Annotated in this window: 16 protein-coding genes; 2 read left to right on the top strand and 14 right to left on the bottom strand. The window is 45.5% G+C overall.

Going from position 1 to position 16808, the window contains the following annotated elements:
• Positions 1-233 precede the first annotated feature (233 nt).
• Positions 234-1388 carry a sulfite reductase subunit alpha gene (locus ASG89_RS15270; protein WP_057311576.1) on the bottom strand — a complete coding sequence of 385 codons (1155 nt, stop codon included), beginning with the start codon at positions 1386-1388 and terminating at the stop codon, positions 234-236.
• Between the two features lie 277 nt (positions 1389-1665).
• Between ASG89_RS15270 and ASG89_RS15265 the strand changes: the two genes are divergently transcribed.
• Positions 1666-2655, top strand: a complete 990-nt coding sequence (locus ASG89_RS15265) for a ketoacyl-ACP synthase III (protein ID WP_057311575.1) — start codon at positions 1666-1668, stop codon at positions 2653-2655.
• Between the two features lie 36 nt (positions 2656-2691).
• On the opposite strand, the gene ASG89_RS15260 is transcribed toward ASG89_RS15265, so the two are convergent.
• The 13 genes from ASG89_RS15260 to ASG89_RS15200 all read right to left on the bottom strand — a co-directional run bounded on the left by ASG89_RS15260 (position 2692) and on the right by ASG89_RS15200 (position 15061).
• Positions 2692-2949, bottom strand: a complete 258-nt coding sequence (locus ASG89_RS15260) for a hypothetical protein (RefSeq protein WP_057311574.1) — start codon at positions 2947-2949, stop codon at positions 2692-2694.
• The gene (locus ASG89_RS15255; RefSeq protein ID WP_057311573.1) at positions 2946-3308 is read right to left on the bottom strand and encodes a hypothetical protein; all 363 of its coding nucleotides are present in this window, start codon (positions 3306-3308) and stop codon (positions 2946-2948) included. Before ASG89_RS15255 ends, ASG89_RS15260 begins: the two co-directional genes overlap by 4 nt.
• A gap of 5 nt (positions 3309-3313) precedes the next feature.
• On the bottom strand, positions 3314-3601 hold the full coding sequence (locus tag ASG89_RS15250) for a hypothetical protein (protein WP_057311572.1): 288 nt from the start codon (positions 3599-3601) through the stop codon (positions 3314-3316).
• 59 nt (positions 3602-3660) lie between these two features.
• The gene (locus ASG89_RS15245) at positions 3661-4395 is read right to left on the bottom strand and encodes a glycosyltransferase family 2 protein (RefSeq protein ID WP_321166509.1); all 735 of its coding nucleotides are present in this window, start codon (positions 4393-4395) and stop codon (positions 3661-3663) included.
• A complete protein-coding gene (locus ASG89_RS15240) occupies positions 4355-4873 on the bottom strand; it encodes a glycosyltransferase family A protein (RefSeq protein ID WP_057311570.1) in 519 nt (172 codons plus the stop codon). The genes ASG89_RS15245 and ASG89_RS15240 overlap by 41 nt, the downstream gene beginning before the upstream one ends.
• 23 nt (positions 4874-4896) lie before the next feature.
• Entirely contained in the window at positions 4897-5277 is a 381-nt protein-coding gene (locus ASG89_RS15235) for a hypothetical protein (protein ID WP_057311569.1), read from the bottom strand.
• A 45-nt stretch (positions 5278-5322) separates the two neighbouring features.
• On the bottom strand, positions 5323-6468 hold the full coding sequence (locus ASG89_RS15230; protein ID WP_057311568.1) for a glycosyltransferase family protein: 1146 nt from the start codon (positions 6466-6468) through the stop codon (positions 5323-5325).
• Between the two features lie 15 nt (positions 6469-6483).
• Positions 6484-7575, bottom strand: a complete 1092-nt coding sequence (locus ASG89_RS15225; RefSeq protein ID WP_057311567.1) for a glycosyltransferase family protein — start codon at positions 7573-7575, stop codon at positions 6484-6486.
• Positions 7569-8456: a dTDP-4-dehydrorhamnose reductase gene (rfbD, locus tag ASG89_RS15220; RefSeq protein ID WP_057311566.1), complete on the bottom strand. Its 888-nt coding sequence runs from the start codon at positions 8454-8456 to the stop codon at positions 7569-7571. Before rfbD ends, ASG89_RS15225 begins: the two co-directional genes overlap by 7 nt.
• On the bottom strand, positions 8453-9454 hold the full coding sequence (gene rfbB, locus ASG89_RS15215; protein WP_057311565.1) for a dTDP-glucose 4,6-dehydratase: 1002 nt from the start codon (positions 9452-9454) through the stop codon (positions 8453-8455). The genes rfbD and rfbB overlap by 4 nt, the downstream gene beginning before the upstream one ends.
• The gene (locus tag ASG89_RS15210) at positions 9454-10173 is read right to left on the bottom strand and encodes a sugar phosphate nucleotidyltransferase (protein WP_057311564.1); all 720 of its coding nucleotides are present in this window, start codon (positions 10171-10173) and stop codon (positions 9454-9456) included. Before ASG89_RS15210 ends, rfbB begins: the two co-directional genes overlap by 1 nt.
• Before the next feature lie 231 nt (positions 10174-10404).
• Positions 10405-13779, bottom strand: coding sequence for a WIAG-tail domain (locus ASG89_RS15205; protein ID WP_057311563.1), 3375 nt, complete (start codon positions 13777-13779; stop codon positions 10405-10407).
• Between the two features lie 91 nt (positions 13780-13870).
• Positions 13871-15061 carry a glycosyltransferase family 4 protein gene (locus ASG89_RS15200; protein WP_235549776.1) on the bottom strand — a complete coding sequence of 397 codons (1191 nt, stop codon included), beginning with the start codon at positions 15059-15061 and terminating at the stop codon, positions 13871-13873.
• A gap of 216 nt (positions 15062-15277) precedes the next feature.
• Here ASG89_RS15200 and ASG89_RS15195 point away from each other — a divergent pair, with 216 nt between their 5' ends.
• Positions 15278-16378 carry a YheC/YheD family protein gene (locus tag ASG89_RS15195; protein ID WP_057311562.1) on the top strand — a complete coding sequence of 367 codons (1101 nt, stop codon included), beginning with the start codon at positions 15278-15280 and terminating at the stop codon, positions 16376-16378.
• Positions 16379-16808 lie beyond the last annotated feature (430 nt).

Below are 16808 nucleotides of genomic sequence, written 5' to 3'. Positions count from 1 at the left end.
TTGCCATGAGCCCTGCGGTGGAGGCACCAATAAGGCCCAAAAGGGGCCTTATTGTGCTGCACACCGACCGCTGCGGGCGGGATTTGGAGCAATAGCGCCCTGCGGTGGAGGCACCAATAAGGCCCAAAAGGGGCCTTATTGTGCTGCACACCGACCGCTGCGGGCGGGATTTGGAGCAATAAATACGAAAGGCGAGCAAGCTGATATTCAGCTTACTCGCCTTATAATTCCAATTAATAAACGTCGCGTTGGTAACGTCCTTGTTCTTGCAAGCCTGCCAAATACGCTTCAGCATCTTCGCGGCTCAACTTGCCTTCTTTTTCAATAATGTCAATCAGAGTGTTGTGAACATCCTTCGCCATGTTTTGTTTATCGCCGCACACATAGAAGTAAGCTCCGCGCTCTAACCAAGTGAATAGCTCCTGGCTATTTTCCTGCATTTTATTCTGGACATACACTTTCTGCGCCGTATCACGGGAGAAGGCTGCGTCGATTTTGGTCAATGCGCCCTCTTGTTGATATTGCTCCAGCTCCTCTTGGTATAGGAAATCTGTCGCGGAATGCTGGTCACCAAAGAACAGCCATGCTTTGCCTGTCGCTTTGCTCACCGCACGCTCTTGAATAAAGGAGCGGAATGGCGCAATACCTGTACCAGGACCTACCATGATGATATCCTGCTCCGAGGACTCCGGGAGGTTGAAATGTTTGTTTACTTGAACAAAGACCGGAACTGTATCTCCGCCGCTCAGGCGCTCTGCGCACATCACGGAACATACACCTTTGCGCTCGCGGCCGTGTGCCATGTAGCGAACAGCACCGATCGTAAGGTGAACTTCACCTGGATTCGCTGCAAAGCTGCTTGCAATGGAATACAAGCGTGGCGGCATTTTTCTTAATAAAGCAACGATATCGTGCGCGGAAGCTGACCAAGGTCCAAATTCGCTCAGTAAATCGAGCAAATCGCGACCATCTACATAGGCCTTCAGTTGCTCCGTATCCGCCACAAGCTGTTTCAACGCTTTATTGTCGGAAAATTCAGCTGCTTGCTGAACGATTTTTCTGGACAATAACGTAAGCTCGAAATGCTTCAAAAGCGCTTCTTGGAGCGGGAGCGTATCGTTCTGTTTATTAATGACAACTGCCGTATCCGCATCCCACTTCATAACCTCAAGGATGGAAGCAACTAACTGTGGATCGTTGTCTGGAACTACGCCTAAGCAGTCACCAGGCACATAGGACAAGCCAGAGCCTTCAAGCGAAAGCTCGATGTGGCGTGTTTCTTTGCTGGAGCCTTCTCCGTTTAAGTTGACATTTTTCAACACTTTCGCTTGAAACGGATTGGTTCTGGAAAACAAGGATGGTACTTTTTCGACATCAGTAACTTGCATTTCTCTTCACTCCAGGAATTTTTTATTATTTAGAATAGCACATGCCGCTCAACTTAGAAACGTTTTTTAATTAACCCTATTATGAATTTTTAACTTTTTCGAAAAAATTAAACAATTTGTCATTAAAAACATAAGAAAGGGGTTCCAGCAATGGAACCCCTCATATCATCAACATCAGCCCATTGACAAAGTATACTCCCTTATCTTAAACTAAATTTAGTACCTGATACTAATATCTAGTCTTAAAAAATCTATTCAACCCAAAGGAGTGTCGTTAATGCCTTTCTCATATCCCTTGCATGCGCGTATTTCTGCCATCGGTACGTATGTGCCTGATCGCACTTTAACCAATGAAGAACTTTCCCACATGGTGGATACCAATGATGAATGGATCGTCCAACGCACTGGGATTCGTGAGCGCCGAATTGCTGGAGCCCATGAGTTCACTAGCCATTTATGTATAGCAGCCGTACAAAATTTGCTCGATCGATACCCAAGTTCCCTTAACGATGTAGATCTCATCATCGTGTCCACACATACACCAGATTTATCGTCAACGCCAGTTGCGTGTCAGGTTCAGGCTCACTTCAACGTCCAGTCCGCTGGAGCCTATGATCTCAATGCGACGTGCGCGGGCTTCGCCTACGCGCTTCACACGGCTAGTGCCCTTGTGGCGGCAGACGTACATCACAAAATACTCGTAATCGGCGGCGACGCCTTATCCAAGATCACAGATTATTCGGACCGTTCTACCTGCATCCTATTTGGTGATGGCGCTGGTGCCGTTGTTGTTGAACGGGAAGAAGCTAAGCCTGCCTTCCTCGCTTATCATATGGGATCAGATGGAACAGGCGCCAAGCATGTCTACCGGACGGGACTGGCTACAGAGCTGAATGGCGAACCGCTGCTTGGGGAAGGTAAGCTTGTCCAGAACGGTCGCGAAGTGTACCGATTCGCTGTTTCAACAGTACCGCAGGGCATTGAGATGCTGCTGCATAAAAGCGGCTTGCCGCTCGCGGCGATCGATTGGTTCATTCCTCATAGCGCAAACCTGCGCATGATTGACTCCATCTGTGAGAAGAGCGGGATCCCGATCGACAAAGCACTGTACAGCCTTGAATACTTCGGAAACACTTCCGCCGCTTCGATCCCGCTTGCACTGGATCTGGGGTTAAGGGATGGAAAAGTAAAAGCCGGCAACACGCTGTTACTTTATGGATTTGGCGGTGGATTGACTCACGCAGGTTTGATCGTACGCTGGGGTTAAGTTCGTATACAATTGCTTGAGGTTGTGCCCATGAGGCTACAATCGCTTATTCATCCAAGGCTTACCTGGCTTGCCGCTAACACGTTTACGATCTGGCTGCTTCGATAATTTCAACATCATCGCATTCTGATAATCACTTATCGACTTAAGATTTTCCGCGACATGACCAGCCAGCTGTTCTGAACCCTCTACGTGATCCGCCACAGATTCCATGATTCGGCATAACGCTCGCTGGCTTCTAGCCAGCGAGATCAACATATGCAGCTCCACGCGCTCTCGGTTCCATTTCTTCACAACTTCTCATCCTCACCAAACGGAAGCATGCCGCCAAATCCCATATCGTCGTCTGACCCCAAGCCTATTGCGGAACCTGAAGAATGTTTCCCAAGCAACGCCTTCATCTGACGATTTAGCGCATTTTCCATCTTTGTTAAGCCATCTATAAGATCAATAACACTCTCATTAATTTCGCCAGTTACTTTCATTTTATGGTCATGTCCTTCCAGATTAGTCGCGTTGATATGCTGACAAATCCAGTTTTGCGACTTCGAAGCTTCAACGACTCTTGCTTCCAGCATCAGACTTATTTCGGTTTGCAGCTTGCCTGTCGCATCTAACATTTGCATATAGAGATCCGTTCTGTCCAAGGTCATTCCCTCTATTCCTCATCAGTTACTTGTATTTCCTTCATAACTATTTCCGTTTGCATCGCCATAGCTTCTTCCAATTCAGCAAGGCTGTTTAAATACACCGTTACATTTTTGGTTAATTGTAAAGCCCGCTTCTGCAGCATCTCTAATCCTGCAAACCCAGGATGAGAATCAGGCAGATCTCCTGTAATGGCTGCCATTTGTGTAGACACATGCCGATGTGTTTCCAATATTCGTCCCATTTGGCTATGCGATGCAGCAATTTGAGAAATAATTTTCGTCACCCGCTCCTCCACACGTACTCCTCCTACAACCTTTTTCACTCTACGTTATGCTGCTGATTCTGAAACTGTGCCTAAATAAACTGAAAGGGATCGACGCCCCATTTTTGAATAAATTTCTTACGATTTCGTCGCAGCAGTAAGAGCTTAGATCGACGGCTATTTTTTCGAAAACTAACACTTCCACGATGATAAACGAAGCAATCACCTGCTATGAGCAGCTGATAGCCCGCTAATCGCGCACGGTAGGAGAAGTCGTCATCTTCATAATAGCCGGGTGCAAATCGTTCATCCAAAACACCTACCTGCTCATAGAGCTTCCTCTTAAACAGTAAACAGAAGCCAACCAAGCGATTCGTTTGCCGCCATTTCCCAGGATTAACATGACTATAGATGTGAGCCATGTTCGAAATACCAGTGAAGGGGGTACGGATTTTTTGTTTGCCATTGACATAGTTAGAGACAGGACCTACAATCCCTACGTCATCTCGACTGTATAAGCAGTTCAGCAGCATGGGCAGCCAATTAGGCGTTACGATTGTATCGTTATTCAAGAGCATTAACGAGTCACCTTCCGCAAAACGTAACCCGTAATTGCATGCAGCTGGAAAACCGAGATTGGCTGGCAGCGCCACAAACTTAATATTTTCATTGCGGCAGTAAGTCAATGTACCGTCCCCGGAGCCATTATCCACAACAATAATTTCATAAGGCACGGATGTATGCTGGCGGATAGATGTGACACAAGCTTTCAGCAAAGTTAGACCATTAAACGTTGGAATAATGATGCTCGTTAATTGCAAGTTCATGCCTCCTCGCTAATGTGCCGTTTTCAATTCCTAATGCTACATTATTAATAGACGGAAGCAGCTCATCCGCATTAACAATCTCGTCCCCTTCTATGAAAAGCAAGAAGTCCGACCGCGATATTCTCGCAGCCAGAGCTCTTGCCGCATCCCATTCGATTGTTTGAGGATCATGAATAATAATGGCACTGGAATGTCTTTTAACCTTATCTAGTGTACGGTCTACAGAGCCGTGAACAATCACGATAATCTCCTTAAGCGGTAAACGTTTCAATGGCTCCAGTACATGCACGATCGTTCCTTCTGCATTGGAAGCTAGGATGATCGCACCGACAGGATGGACACTTGTCCTATTTACCCTAGCAAAAGATCTCTTACGCTTAGGAATGAATCGGCGTTTTGGTTTCTTTAGGATGCGTTTCTTTTCATGCCTTAAGGAAACCTGCCCCCTCATCCGCTTCTTTCTAATAAGTTTAAGCAACTGGCTCACCTCATGACTTGGCTTTAAGCAATCGTTGGATGCGTAAGCTCCCATTGGTATCCTTCTGCGTAACCAACGCCATATCCCGAATTGTAAGCTTCATTGAATGCTCGATCATAGGCCAATTGAAATCTCCTAGCTCTCGGACTTTGGATAATACGGCGCGGGGCTTTGCGGCGGCGAGCTATGATTCGATTCCCCTTGCGTCTAGGGAGTCGGATCAAACGACGAACTAACCGACGTTTCCCCTTCCGCTTTGCTACTGGTCTCAAACGTCGAATGGCACGCCCCTTTTTTCGAACAATGATTCGTTTTTTAGGACCCGCCTTTCTTGGCGATGCAACCCGCTTCTTCTGAACCTTTCTGCTCACGTTCAGCTTGCGAACCTTATTTTTCGTGATCAATCTCTACACCTCATCTTTCTAAAATGGTTCTCTTGAAGTCAATCTTTATCTAGGTCCAAAAATGATGGAAAGCATCGTAATCAGCCGATTGGTATAGGTATGATCTCGCATCGTGCGATAGAGCCCACGCATGGCTATTTGCTTACGTTCCTCTTCGTGAATTAAATAATGATTCATCTTGTGAAGCATTTCTTCTGGTGATGCGTACGTCACGATGTCATAGTCAGGTGTATAGAAATTGACTAAATCATCCCGAATGTCCGTCAATTGAAAGGCGCCGCAACCAGAAATTTCAAATGTCCGAGGATTAGGCGAAGCCGCGCTAATGCGCCGTGAATTATTATTATACGATTGATCATCGAAGGCTCTATGCATATTAATGACGATTTTAGCCCCATTGTAGAAGGTAGCGGTTTGATCTGGCGGCATCCACGTATTCAATTGAATTTGAGGTGCCAAAAGACGATATTGTTGCAGCCGTTCCCACCATATTCCGGAGATGAAGACACGTTTGTTCGCTAAAAAAGGTGCAATCTGATTGAACACTCCAACCCGGTTCCAGTAAGCCGAACCAATAAAACAAATATCGCGGTGGATACCATTCGGCACTGGTCTTGGTCGAAACATATCTGGTTGAAAGGCTAGAGGCAAATAATGAACCTGCTGACATCCCATCTCCCGATAAAACTGTACACAATTCACTTCCAAGGTAAATAAATAATCATAGTGGGTCGCATAGGCAGCCGTAATATCCGTGTAATAGGGATCATCGGTTAGCCAAATGGCAGTCCGAATACCCATTTGGCGAACCCGATCAACGACTTTCAAGGAGAGATTCATCCCCTCTAAAACAATCATCACATCAGGTCGGAACCTCGTGGCAATCGTTTCGATGCTGGCTTTTGGATTCCCGATACGAATCGGATCGTTGTCATAGTTTCCTATAATCAATTCGCGAACTATAGGACGAAGGCCGTTAATAACGGCGAGATCCAAGGGCTCGTAAGGGTATCCTTTGCCCGAAGTAACAAACAACACACGTACGTCCCAGACAGGACTAGGCGCACGGTCACGAATCGCTTTTTGCATGATCGCTTCACACTGTCCCATCCTGACTCCATTAGCGTGACCTAATTGATGACCATCAGCAAGTCCGCGCTCCCGAGCATGCGCACTATTCATAAAACTCATCCTCTTTACTCCTTTCTAGACAAATATAATGTCCAACAGCTTAACTAATCGAGCTGAAAATGAGTGCTCCATTCGTGTCCTCCGCAGCCCATTGACAGCAATCCGTAATCTTTCCTCTTCATGAATTAGGTAGTGATTTATTTTATGAACGAGCTCAGCTGGATGACGAAAGGTTTCGATCTCATGACCTGACCGATAGTGCTGTTCCAGATCCTGACGATAATCCGTTATTTGCAAAGTTCCACATCCCGCAATCTCATAGGTTCTCGGATTAATGGAATTTCCTGGTATATTTCTGCTGTTTTTGTTGTAGGTTTCATCGTACGTAAGTCGGTGGATATTCAGGACGATTTTAGCCCCGTTATAATACTTCACTGACTCTTCGACCGTAACCCCTTGCAGCTTAATCCCTTGTTGAAGCAAAGCGAAGTGATCTAAACGATCCCATAATCCCCCAGCAATAACCACTTTTCTCCCTATCAAGTAGGGAGTTAACTCATTGAAGAGGGTAATTCGGTTAGGAAAACCCGTGCCAATAAAGCAAATATCGCTCTGGTAGTCAGGGCTAATATGCTGAGGTTTAAACACAGTTGGGTTAGCCGCTAATGGCAAGTAGTGAACTTGCGCGCAGCCTATCCCCTGATAGAAGGGTACACAGGACAGTTCATGCGTAAATACATAATCATAATGAGGAGCTAATACAGCCGATGGGTCGGTAAAATAGGGATCGTCAGCAAACCAAATAGCGGTTCGAATCCCCATCTGTCTTACTTGATCCACATGATTAGCATGATCATCCGGGAAAACATGGAGCCCATTCATGACAAGCACCAGATTCGGTTTAAGCTCATTCGCTAATCGGAGCATATCTGCAGCCGTCGCTGTATATGCAACTCGAACTGTTTGTTGCAGACCATGAATAATCCCATTGTCAATGGCATCGAAAATGCCCTGAACAATAAATAAAACACTAGCTTCTCTCAGCGGAATAGGTGCTGGATAACAGGTGTCGAGGGCAAACTGACATCTGCCCATACGAAAGCCACTTTCCCGACCAGCCTGAAATCCCTGACTGCGACTCTCCGCCATGCGGTTACGATTCACCATGTATTTTTCACCCTCTTAGCCCTAGCAGCTGTATTGTAATAATCTACTTGTAGAAAGAAATCCAATGCCGACCGCCAATCTCGCATTGGCTCAAATCCGTTGCTTCTCATCGCTTTGTGTGCAAATGCGGTATACATGGGCCTTGCTGCTGGTGCTGCCGGAAAAGCATGAGTAGGGACAGCCAGCAGGGAAATATGCGGCATGCCAGCCGCTTGAAAGATATGCTTGGCGAATTCATACCTAGAGCATACGCCTTGATTAGAGGCATGATAGAGCCCATATCGGTCCGTTTCGATGAGCTCACGAATGAAAATGGCCAAATCCAAGCAATACGTGGGTGAGCCAAATTGATCATCCACGATGGAAAGAGGCGAATCCTCGCGCGCCTTCTCTAATACTTTGGTTACAAAATTTATTCCTTTCTGACCATATAACCAAGAGGTTCGTACAATAAAATGCTTCAAACAAGTCATTGCGACGAATTTCTCCCCAAGAAGCTTAGAATGTCCGTATATATTAAGTGGATTCGGAACATCGTTCTCGTCGTAGGGTGTAGACTTCGTCCCATCGAACACATAATCTGTACTAACATAGACGAGCTTGGCCCCCAGGATCTCACAAGCCGTCGAGATATGGAGAGCACCTAATGCATTCACTTGATAAGCAGACTCTTTCTCCAGTTCAGCCTTATCTACATTCGTATAGGCAGCAGCGTGCACAACAACGTCCGGTCGTTCGTGCAACAGCTTCTCCATGACTGTTTGCTCATCTCTAATATCCAGTTTCTGTTTCTCCCATGAGATGACCTCATGCACGGGACTCAGAACACGCTTAAGGTCATAGCCTAGCTGCCCGCCTGCTCCTGTAATGACGATTTTCAAGTGTGATCAGCTTCTTTATCTACACGGTACGAACCGTCTGCAATACGGGCGCACCATTCACTTTCTTGCACATACCACTCCAACGTCTTTTGCAGGCCCATCTCAAACGAATAAGCCGGCGACCACCCTAATTCGCGACGTATCTTCGAACTGTCGATAGCGTATCGCCGATCATGTCCAAGCCGATCCGCCACGTATTGAATTAAAGATTCAGGTTTGCCCAGCAGCTTCAAAATGCTCTGGACAACCTCCAAATTCGTTCTCTCATTCTGGCCGCCAACGTTGTAGACCTCCCCAGGCACACCAGCTTCAATTACGCGTTCAATGGCAGAGCAATGATCGTCTACATACAACCAGTCTCGTACATTCAATCCATCACCATATAGGGGTATATTTTCATCGCGCAACGCACGTGTAATCAAAAGTGGGATTAACTTCTCAGGAAATTGGCGGGGACCGTAATTGTTGGAGCAACGTGTAATCACTGCTGGAAAACCATAGGTTTCATAATAGGCTCTAACCAGTAAATCAGAGCCTGCTTTACTAGCTGAATACGGAGAATTCGGTGCAATTGGTGTATCTTCACTGAAGGATCCTTCAGCCCCAAGTGATCCATACACTTCGTCTGTGGATATATGGATAAACTTCTTAATGGAACCTTGACGTGCGGCCTCAAGCAGGATTTGGGTGCCAACAACATTCGTTCTCACGAAACTGCCAGGGTCATGAATACTTCGATCTACATGGGATTCAGCCGCAAAGTGAACAACCACATCGATGCCTTGCATCAGTTTCATCATGAGCGCCTCATCACCAATATCACTTTGCACAAACTGATAGCCAACTTGACCATCAAACAGCCTAGCGTTATCCCTATTCCCTGCATACGTAAGTAAATCAACATTGATGATTTGATCATCTGGATGATGTTTCTTCCAATAATGAATAAAATTACTTCCAATAAACCCCATGCCACCTGTCACAAGCAATGACTGCATTAGCTGTACCCCTTTCTTACTAACAGAGTGGCTTGAAAGAGCGATTCGTGCGTGCCCGCGTCAATCCACCAACCTGTCAAGTACATATGAGCGAGCGTGCCAGCGGCTGCATACACATTATTAACATCTGTGATTTCCATCTCGCCTCTTGCTGAGGGTGATTGTGATTTAATAATCTCAAAAACAGAAGAGTCATATAAATAGATCCCCGTCACAGCATACGGCGAGGTTGGATGCTCCGGCTTCTCTACAATGCGATCAATCTGATTATGCTTCATCGTGGCTACACCATATCTGCGAGGATCTTCCACCTCTTTTAAAATGACCATAGCCCCTTCGTCCTGCTGATAAAAGGTTGAAATTATGGGTTGAAGTGGATCTCGGAATAAATTATCTCCCAAAATAACCACGAATTTCTCACCTTCCCCCACGAAATCCTCCGCCAATGCCAAGGCTTGTGCGATACCTCCTGGTTTCTCTTGAATCTTGTAAGTCAGATTCACGCCAAACGGGTCACCACTGCCCAAGTAGTCTACATATAAGCTCGCAGATTGTTTCCCAGTTATGACAAGAATATCCTGAATACCTGCCTGACTTAGTTTATCAATGGCATATTGAATCATGGGCAGATCACCAACTGGAAGTAAATGTTTGTTGATAATATACGTTAAAGGGCGTAAACGACTCCCAGTTCCTCCTGCAAGTACGACACCTTTCACAAGTCATCCCCCTTCACGAATGTTCGTATGATTTCGTATGGTGCTTAGTCACATCCATTTCTACTATCATATGCTTTCGTGATAGACGGAAATTGGACGAATACCTCAAAATCGAAAATTGGTCATCTATCTAACTATCGAATAGGAAAAAAACAAAAAAACAGTAGTCTCGCATAGGGTGCGATACACTGTTTTTTGTTTCTGATGCATGGGTTCACAACAACGAGGCGATTAATTACTCTTACCGATGGCCATCCAATTCACTATGCCTTGTTGATCGGGTGAAAACTTGGCCCGGATAATGGACAGCACCGCGTTGCTTGTAGTCTTTTGACTAACAATGACATAACAAGCTGGATGATTCGTTATTGCTGTTAACACATAATTCGTATCCGCATATTCCTCTTCAAAATGAAGTACCAGCTCAATAGTCTCATCCTGTATCTTCATAACAAATGGCTCAAGACCAAACTGCTGCAACACATTCCTTTGCCCGGAGGAGGTACGCACAACACTATCTGCCAATTTCGTCACGGTAAGCGAAGCGTCTGCGATATGATGATTCGTGATCACCCCAGCTTGAAGCTTCGTTCCATCGATGCTGTCAGTGGCTAAATGGAAATCAGTTACCGCCCCCTGGGCCAGCTTATAACTGTCTACACTGCCGTCAGCAAGCTTAGCTGTATCAATTGCGCCATCGACAATTTTGTTGCCATCCACACTGTTAAGGGATAGCTTCGATCCTGTAACAGCCTCATCAGTTAGATGCTCAGTATTCACAGCGCCGAACACGAGTTTATTGCTGTCCACACTACCAGGAGCTAACTTATCGCCAGTGACGGCTTCGTCCTGCAGGTTTTTGCTTCCGATTGCATGATCGGTTAGCTTGGAACCGTCTACGCTGGCATTTTGCAGTTTCCCCCCATCAATAGAACCAGGAGCAAGATGGCTGCTAGTTACAGAGCCCAAGGAGAGCTTCAATCCATCAATGATGAAGTCTGATAAATGCTCGCGTTGAATCGCACCATAGATGATTTTAGAGCTATCCACACTTCCCGACGCCAGCTTAGAGGCATCCACAACATGATCTGCCAGATGGTCACTATTTACAGCACCTAAAGCCAGCTTACTTCCATCCACGCTTTCCGGTGCCAATTTCACACCATATACGGCATGATCAGCCAGATGATAATTATTGACCGATCCAGACAACAGTTTGCTGCTATCTACCGAGTTCACAGCTAACTTTTCACAATCAATAGCACCTGCAACGAGATGCTGATTACTTACAGAACCATGCGCCAGCTTCGTACCATTCACCACGCCTAGTGACAGATGTTCATCTGTGATCGTGCCAGGCATGATTTTGGAGCCGTCTACACTGTGATTTGCCAACTTGGTACTAACGACCGCACCTTCTGCCAAATGCTCACTATTGATCGCACGAAATGCCACTTTCGAGCTGATGATGGAGCCATCCGCCAAATGCCTGGAAACTACCGCCGAAGGTGCCAGCTTGCTGCCATGTACACTTTCATTCGCCAATTTCGAGGCCGTGATCGCACCATCGATGATATGCTCAGCATTCACCGCTTTGCTCGAAATTTTGGTACTAATTACACTGCCATCAGCCAACTTATCTGAAGTCACCACTTCATTCTCTAATTTCGCGTTCGTTATAGCTTGATCTTCAATGGTCCACGTAGTCACAGATTCCGCCTGAAGGTGTTGTGTGCCCACTGCTCCATTCGCGAGCTTCTCTTCTGTGACTGCGCCGTCGGCTAAAATTTCAGTCGAGATTGCACTCTCCTGTAGTTTACTGCCCATTAGACTTCGGTCTGCGAATACTTCCAGCGTAATGGACCCTTGTGCCAAATGCTCCGAAGTAATTGCCCCCGGTCTAATATGAGCACCATCGATAATTTCATCTTGCAAATGGCGTGATTCAATGGACAATGGAGCGATCTTCGCCGTTGTTACTGTTTCCTCAGCAAGCTTACTCGTCGTAATGCTTTCTTCCTGAATATGTCTAGTTGTAATCGCTTCGTCCGCAATATGGTTGCGATGAATCGCGTGCAAATCGATTTGTTTCTCACCAATGGCACCTTTTGCGATGTGACCAGTAGCAATAATCTCTTCCTGCAGATGAGCAGAATTGATGGTGCGGTAGGCAATTTTGTTGGAAGTGACACTCTCATCCTTCAGTTTAGAATTACCTACACTCCCCTCTGCCAATTTATCTGTAATGATGGAGCCTGCAGCAATTTTGGAGCTTGATACCACATTCTCCTCCAAATGATCAGTCCGAATCATATGTGAACCGATATGTTTGGCGATAATAGCACCTTGCGCAAGTTTATCCGCAGTGACCGCACCGTCTTGCAATTTGCTGCTAGAAATAACTTGATCGTTCAAATGGTCCGACTCAATCGCTTGCGGCGTTATATGTTTACTCGTGATGATCTTCTCGCCTAATTTCGCGACAGTAATTGCTCCATCTTGAATGAGCTTCGTTTCTATGACACCTTCTCCAATATGCTTAGTCCGAATGGCTTGATCAGCTATATGGTAACTGGTTACCTCAGCACCCTCAATGTGAACACCTCTCACCGCGGATTGAGTGATATGCATCGAATCTACGGCTTGCGGAGCAAGCTTAGCACCTGTTACCGTCTGATCGGCGAGTTTGTCACTTGTGATTAAGTGATTTCTTAGATGTTCGGACTTAACGCTCTCACCTTGGATATGAATAGAACCGATACTGCCAATCCCCAATTTATCTTCCGTAACAGCACCCTCTCTAATTTTCGCAGAGGTAATGGAAGCATCCATGAGCTTAGCTGTATCAATAATATAATTGGCCAAATGCTTCGTCTGAACAGCACCGCTGAGGATTTTATCTGACGTAATCGCTTGTTGATCAATATATTCACTTGTAATAATCAGTTCAGATAAATGTTGTGGCATAATAGCACCATCTGCCAATTTCGTGGCATCGACCGATCTATCTGCAATTTTAGCAGTCGTGATACTGCCATCGAACAGCTTTCCGCCAGACAATGTACTATCTTGAATTTTATCTCCTGCAATACTGTTTGGAGCAACATGTTCATCATGGATAGCCTGGTTGGCAATTTTGGGACGGGTTACGCTTGCCTGAGCTAGTTTGGAAGGTTCGATCGCACCATCCTTGATCGATCTGACACCAATGCTGAACGGCTTTATCTTCGTATCATCTATCGACCGGCTTGCAATTTTGTCCCATGTTACCGCTTCATCTACAATGTCGTCCGTATAGACAACCGGGTCAACGAATTTCCCCGTTTTCCGCTCCGTTAATAACAACTCGGGTGTGATTTGCTCGGTAACATGCAAGACTCTGTTTGGCTCTGTCTTCTCTGCTCTCTCTGTCTTATCTGTCATATCTGTTTTCTCTGTCACCGCTGGATTCGTTTTCGCGATTAGTTTCGGTTGTTCTACCACTTTGTCTTGCTTTATTGGTGCTTCATCGAGCCATTTTAATTCATTCAAGTTAGCGTTCACTTTGTGCACGTTCACTTTCTGCACGTTCGCTTTCTGGGTGGTACTGCTCTTACGCTTATTCATATGACTCCTCTCCATTCGCCAAGATTTATCTTTGGTAACATATTCATTCTCACCTTAATAAGTACATTAGCCCCAAAAAATGTGCGCTCACCTAGACAAGAGCCGTTTCCTTCAACATTTGCCTGTACAACGCTGACCTCACCTCAGCAGCTCGCTCCCACGTGAACAGGTTATCAACCCGCTTGATACCATTTTGCCCCAGCTTACGTTGTAGGCTTTCATCTTTCAGTAACCGTATAACACGGTCGGGGAGCTCATTCTCAATGGCGCCTGGTTCTATTAAATAGCCCGTTTTGCCATCTTCCACAACCTCATGAATCCCGCCTACTCTCGTTGCAACAACGGGAACACCAGTAGCCATGGCCTCCACATTAACAAGACCAAAAGCTTCTTTTCCAATCGAGGGGACAACAAAAACATCAGCGATTCGGACCCATTTGGGCATTTCTTGATGCTTCACAAACGGAATAAATTGCACATGTTTAGGCATCATCCTGGCTGCTTTAACTAATTGCCTTACATACTTGGTTTTTTTCTTAGATCCATAAAAAGCACTTCCAACGATAACAAGCTTGGTGCTTGGTTCACGTTTTATGATACTTTTCATCGCATTCAACAGATGATGAACACCTTTCTTAGGAATCAATCTACCCACATATAAAATAATTTTGTTATCCTCACAATCTAGTCCTCTACGCATTTCATTTCGAGATTTGATGCCTTCATTCGACCATTTGGAAGTAAATTGAGCAACATCAACGCCTAAATAGTGTGTGACTATTTTATGCGCAGCACTCGGCACTTTTTTTTGCAGAAACCGCTTTAGAAAGTCGCTATTCACGATAATGACATCAGCAGCACGCAAACACACAGTTAAAGACGAATTAGAAATATGGGGTCTTGTGATAAAGGTTGTAGAGTGGAGGACGAGACTTAATATGGCATGAGGGTAGCGTTTGCGAAGAAAGGGAAGGAATCGAGGCCGATTATCCACTTGAATAATACCAGGTCTTAACGAGGATATCTGTTTGGATACTTGTTTCATATAGCTAGTTTGCGTCTGATAAGGTACTCGGTGATACGTTACACCCTGTCGAATTTCCTTCCATGGTTGATAGGATGCTTTTCGTCCAAGTACGACTACAGGCATACTCTTCACCAATTGCTCTGCCGTTTTCTGAACCACTTGCTCAACGGAGCTACTATTCCCAGAGGGTATAGGGAAGGATCCTGGGGTGATGATGACGAGACGGTTCGATTTGGGCTTCCGTATAGTCTTCAACTTCTAAACCTCCTGGATAAAATGAGGCTCAGCTCCCCCCATTTTGCTACTTCCTTCTATACATATGCGGATAAAGTGGTAAAGCATAGGCATCTGTCCTTGTTTTTGAAGAAAGTATCAGCATTTGTACAAACAAGTCGTGTTCACTTTCCATAAACTAAGAGTGATTCCATTTTCGGCATAATTTCAACCCCAATTCGCGAGGGAGTGAAGTCAATGAGTAATCCCTATGTGGGTATTTTAGTTAACGATTCCTTGTTTGCAGGTATTCCTCTAGGGAACACACAATACGAAGCCATTCGATTTTACGAGGATGCTTGCAAACTCTATGGCCTAACGCCTTGTTATTTCCGAATTCATGATGTTCATATGAAAACTATGAAAGTACATGCCTATGTAAAGGACGGCCAACATTTCAAAAGGAAATGGTCTGATCTCCCTAAAGTCATTCATAATCGCGCCATTTATTTGGACTCATCTTCAGCTAGAATATTGGAAGCATGGACACAGCGAGGTGTTACGCTGTTTAATCGTTGGAACCGCTATAGCAAGATGCGTATCCATGAAATTTTAATGAAAAATGAGAGCATTCGCCCCCATCTCCCCTGTACATTTCCCGCTACAATTGAAAATGTTAAGGCCATGATGGATTCGTTTGACTCGTTAATAATCAAGCCAACCAACTCTAGCATCGGACGCGGTGTGATGAAGTTAGAGCGACAAGGAAATTTATGGAAACTTATATATCCAGTTAACATGAAGCTTACGAATCGGACTTGGCGAACACTCAAGTTTCGTCAACACTTACCTCTGCTTCTCCGCCGGCGGATTGCAAAGAGCAGCTATATGGTTCAACAATGCCTGCCTCTTGCCACAGTAGATGGCTCTCCTTTTGACCTGCGCATTTCCGTTCAGCGTGGGAATGATGGATCATGGGGCGTTACTGGCATCATTGCCAAGGTGGCCTCTCGTAAACATTTCCTAACGAATGTCGCACAAGGCGGGCGAGTGAAATCCTTATCAGATATTTTGACTAACCACTATCCGCAGCTTGATCCAGAGACCGTATGTCTCCAGATGACGAAATTCGCGCTCTTAGTCGCGCAACATCTCAGCACAGAATTGCCGAACTTGGCCGATTTAGGACTCGACATTGCGATGACGAATGATGGATTCCCTTTATTTATCGAATGCAACGGGAAGGATCAACGTTATAGTTTCCGCGAGGCCAATATGCAAGAGTGTTGGAAAGCCACCTATTTCAACCCTATGGCCTATGCCAAATTCATCTTAGACGGCGGTACGCCTCCGTGCTAGAAGCAGGAGCGGGTGCGCCGGAGGGAGACATCAGAGCGAGAGCATCTGCGAAGCGAAAACACCGTACTTCCGAGTTGACTCGGGGGGGACGGTGTTTTTGGGGTGGGGCGGGTTGGAATGATAGCCCACGTATAAAGGCAGTCATAGCCATACCACCTGGTGCCTATTACCTAGAAAAAGTACATCTATTCTCGCAAATAATCTCTCGCAATAGAGAATAACTGGAAAACCTACAGCTAATTCCCGCCATTTTCGCCTTATGAGGAGAAAAGCGAGAAATTAGCTACATATTTTCCACTAGCGTTGCATCAAAGCTAACACGAAAAAATACTTCAATTATTTACTATTTATGTAATTTTATCTTATATTTTCATGGACAATGCATAAAAAAATCTCCAGAATTCGTCTTTCTCTTCCGCAAGAGATGCCG

Origin of the sequence: Paenibacillus sp. Soil766 (genome assembly GCF_001428105.1) — a bacterium.
GTDB lineage: Bacteria > Bacillota > Bacilli > Paenibacillales > NBRC-103111 > Paenibacillus_E.
Note: the sequence above shows the minus strand (reverse complement) of the source record. Positions and strands in the feature narration are given on the sequence as shown.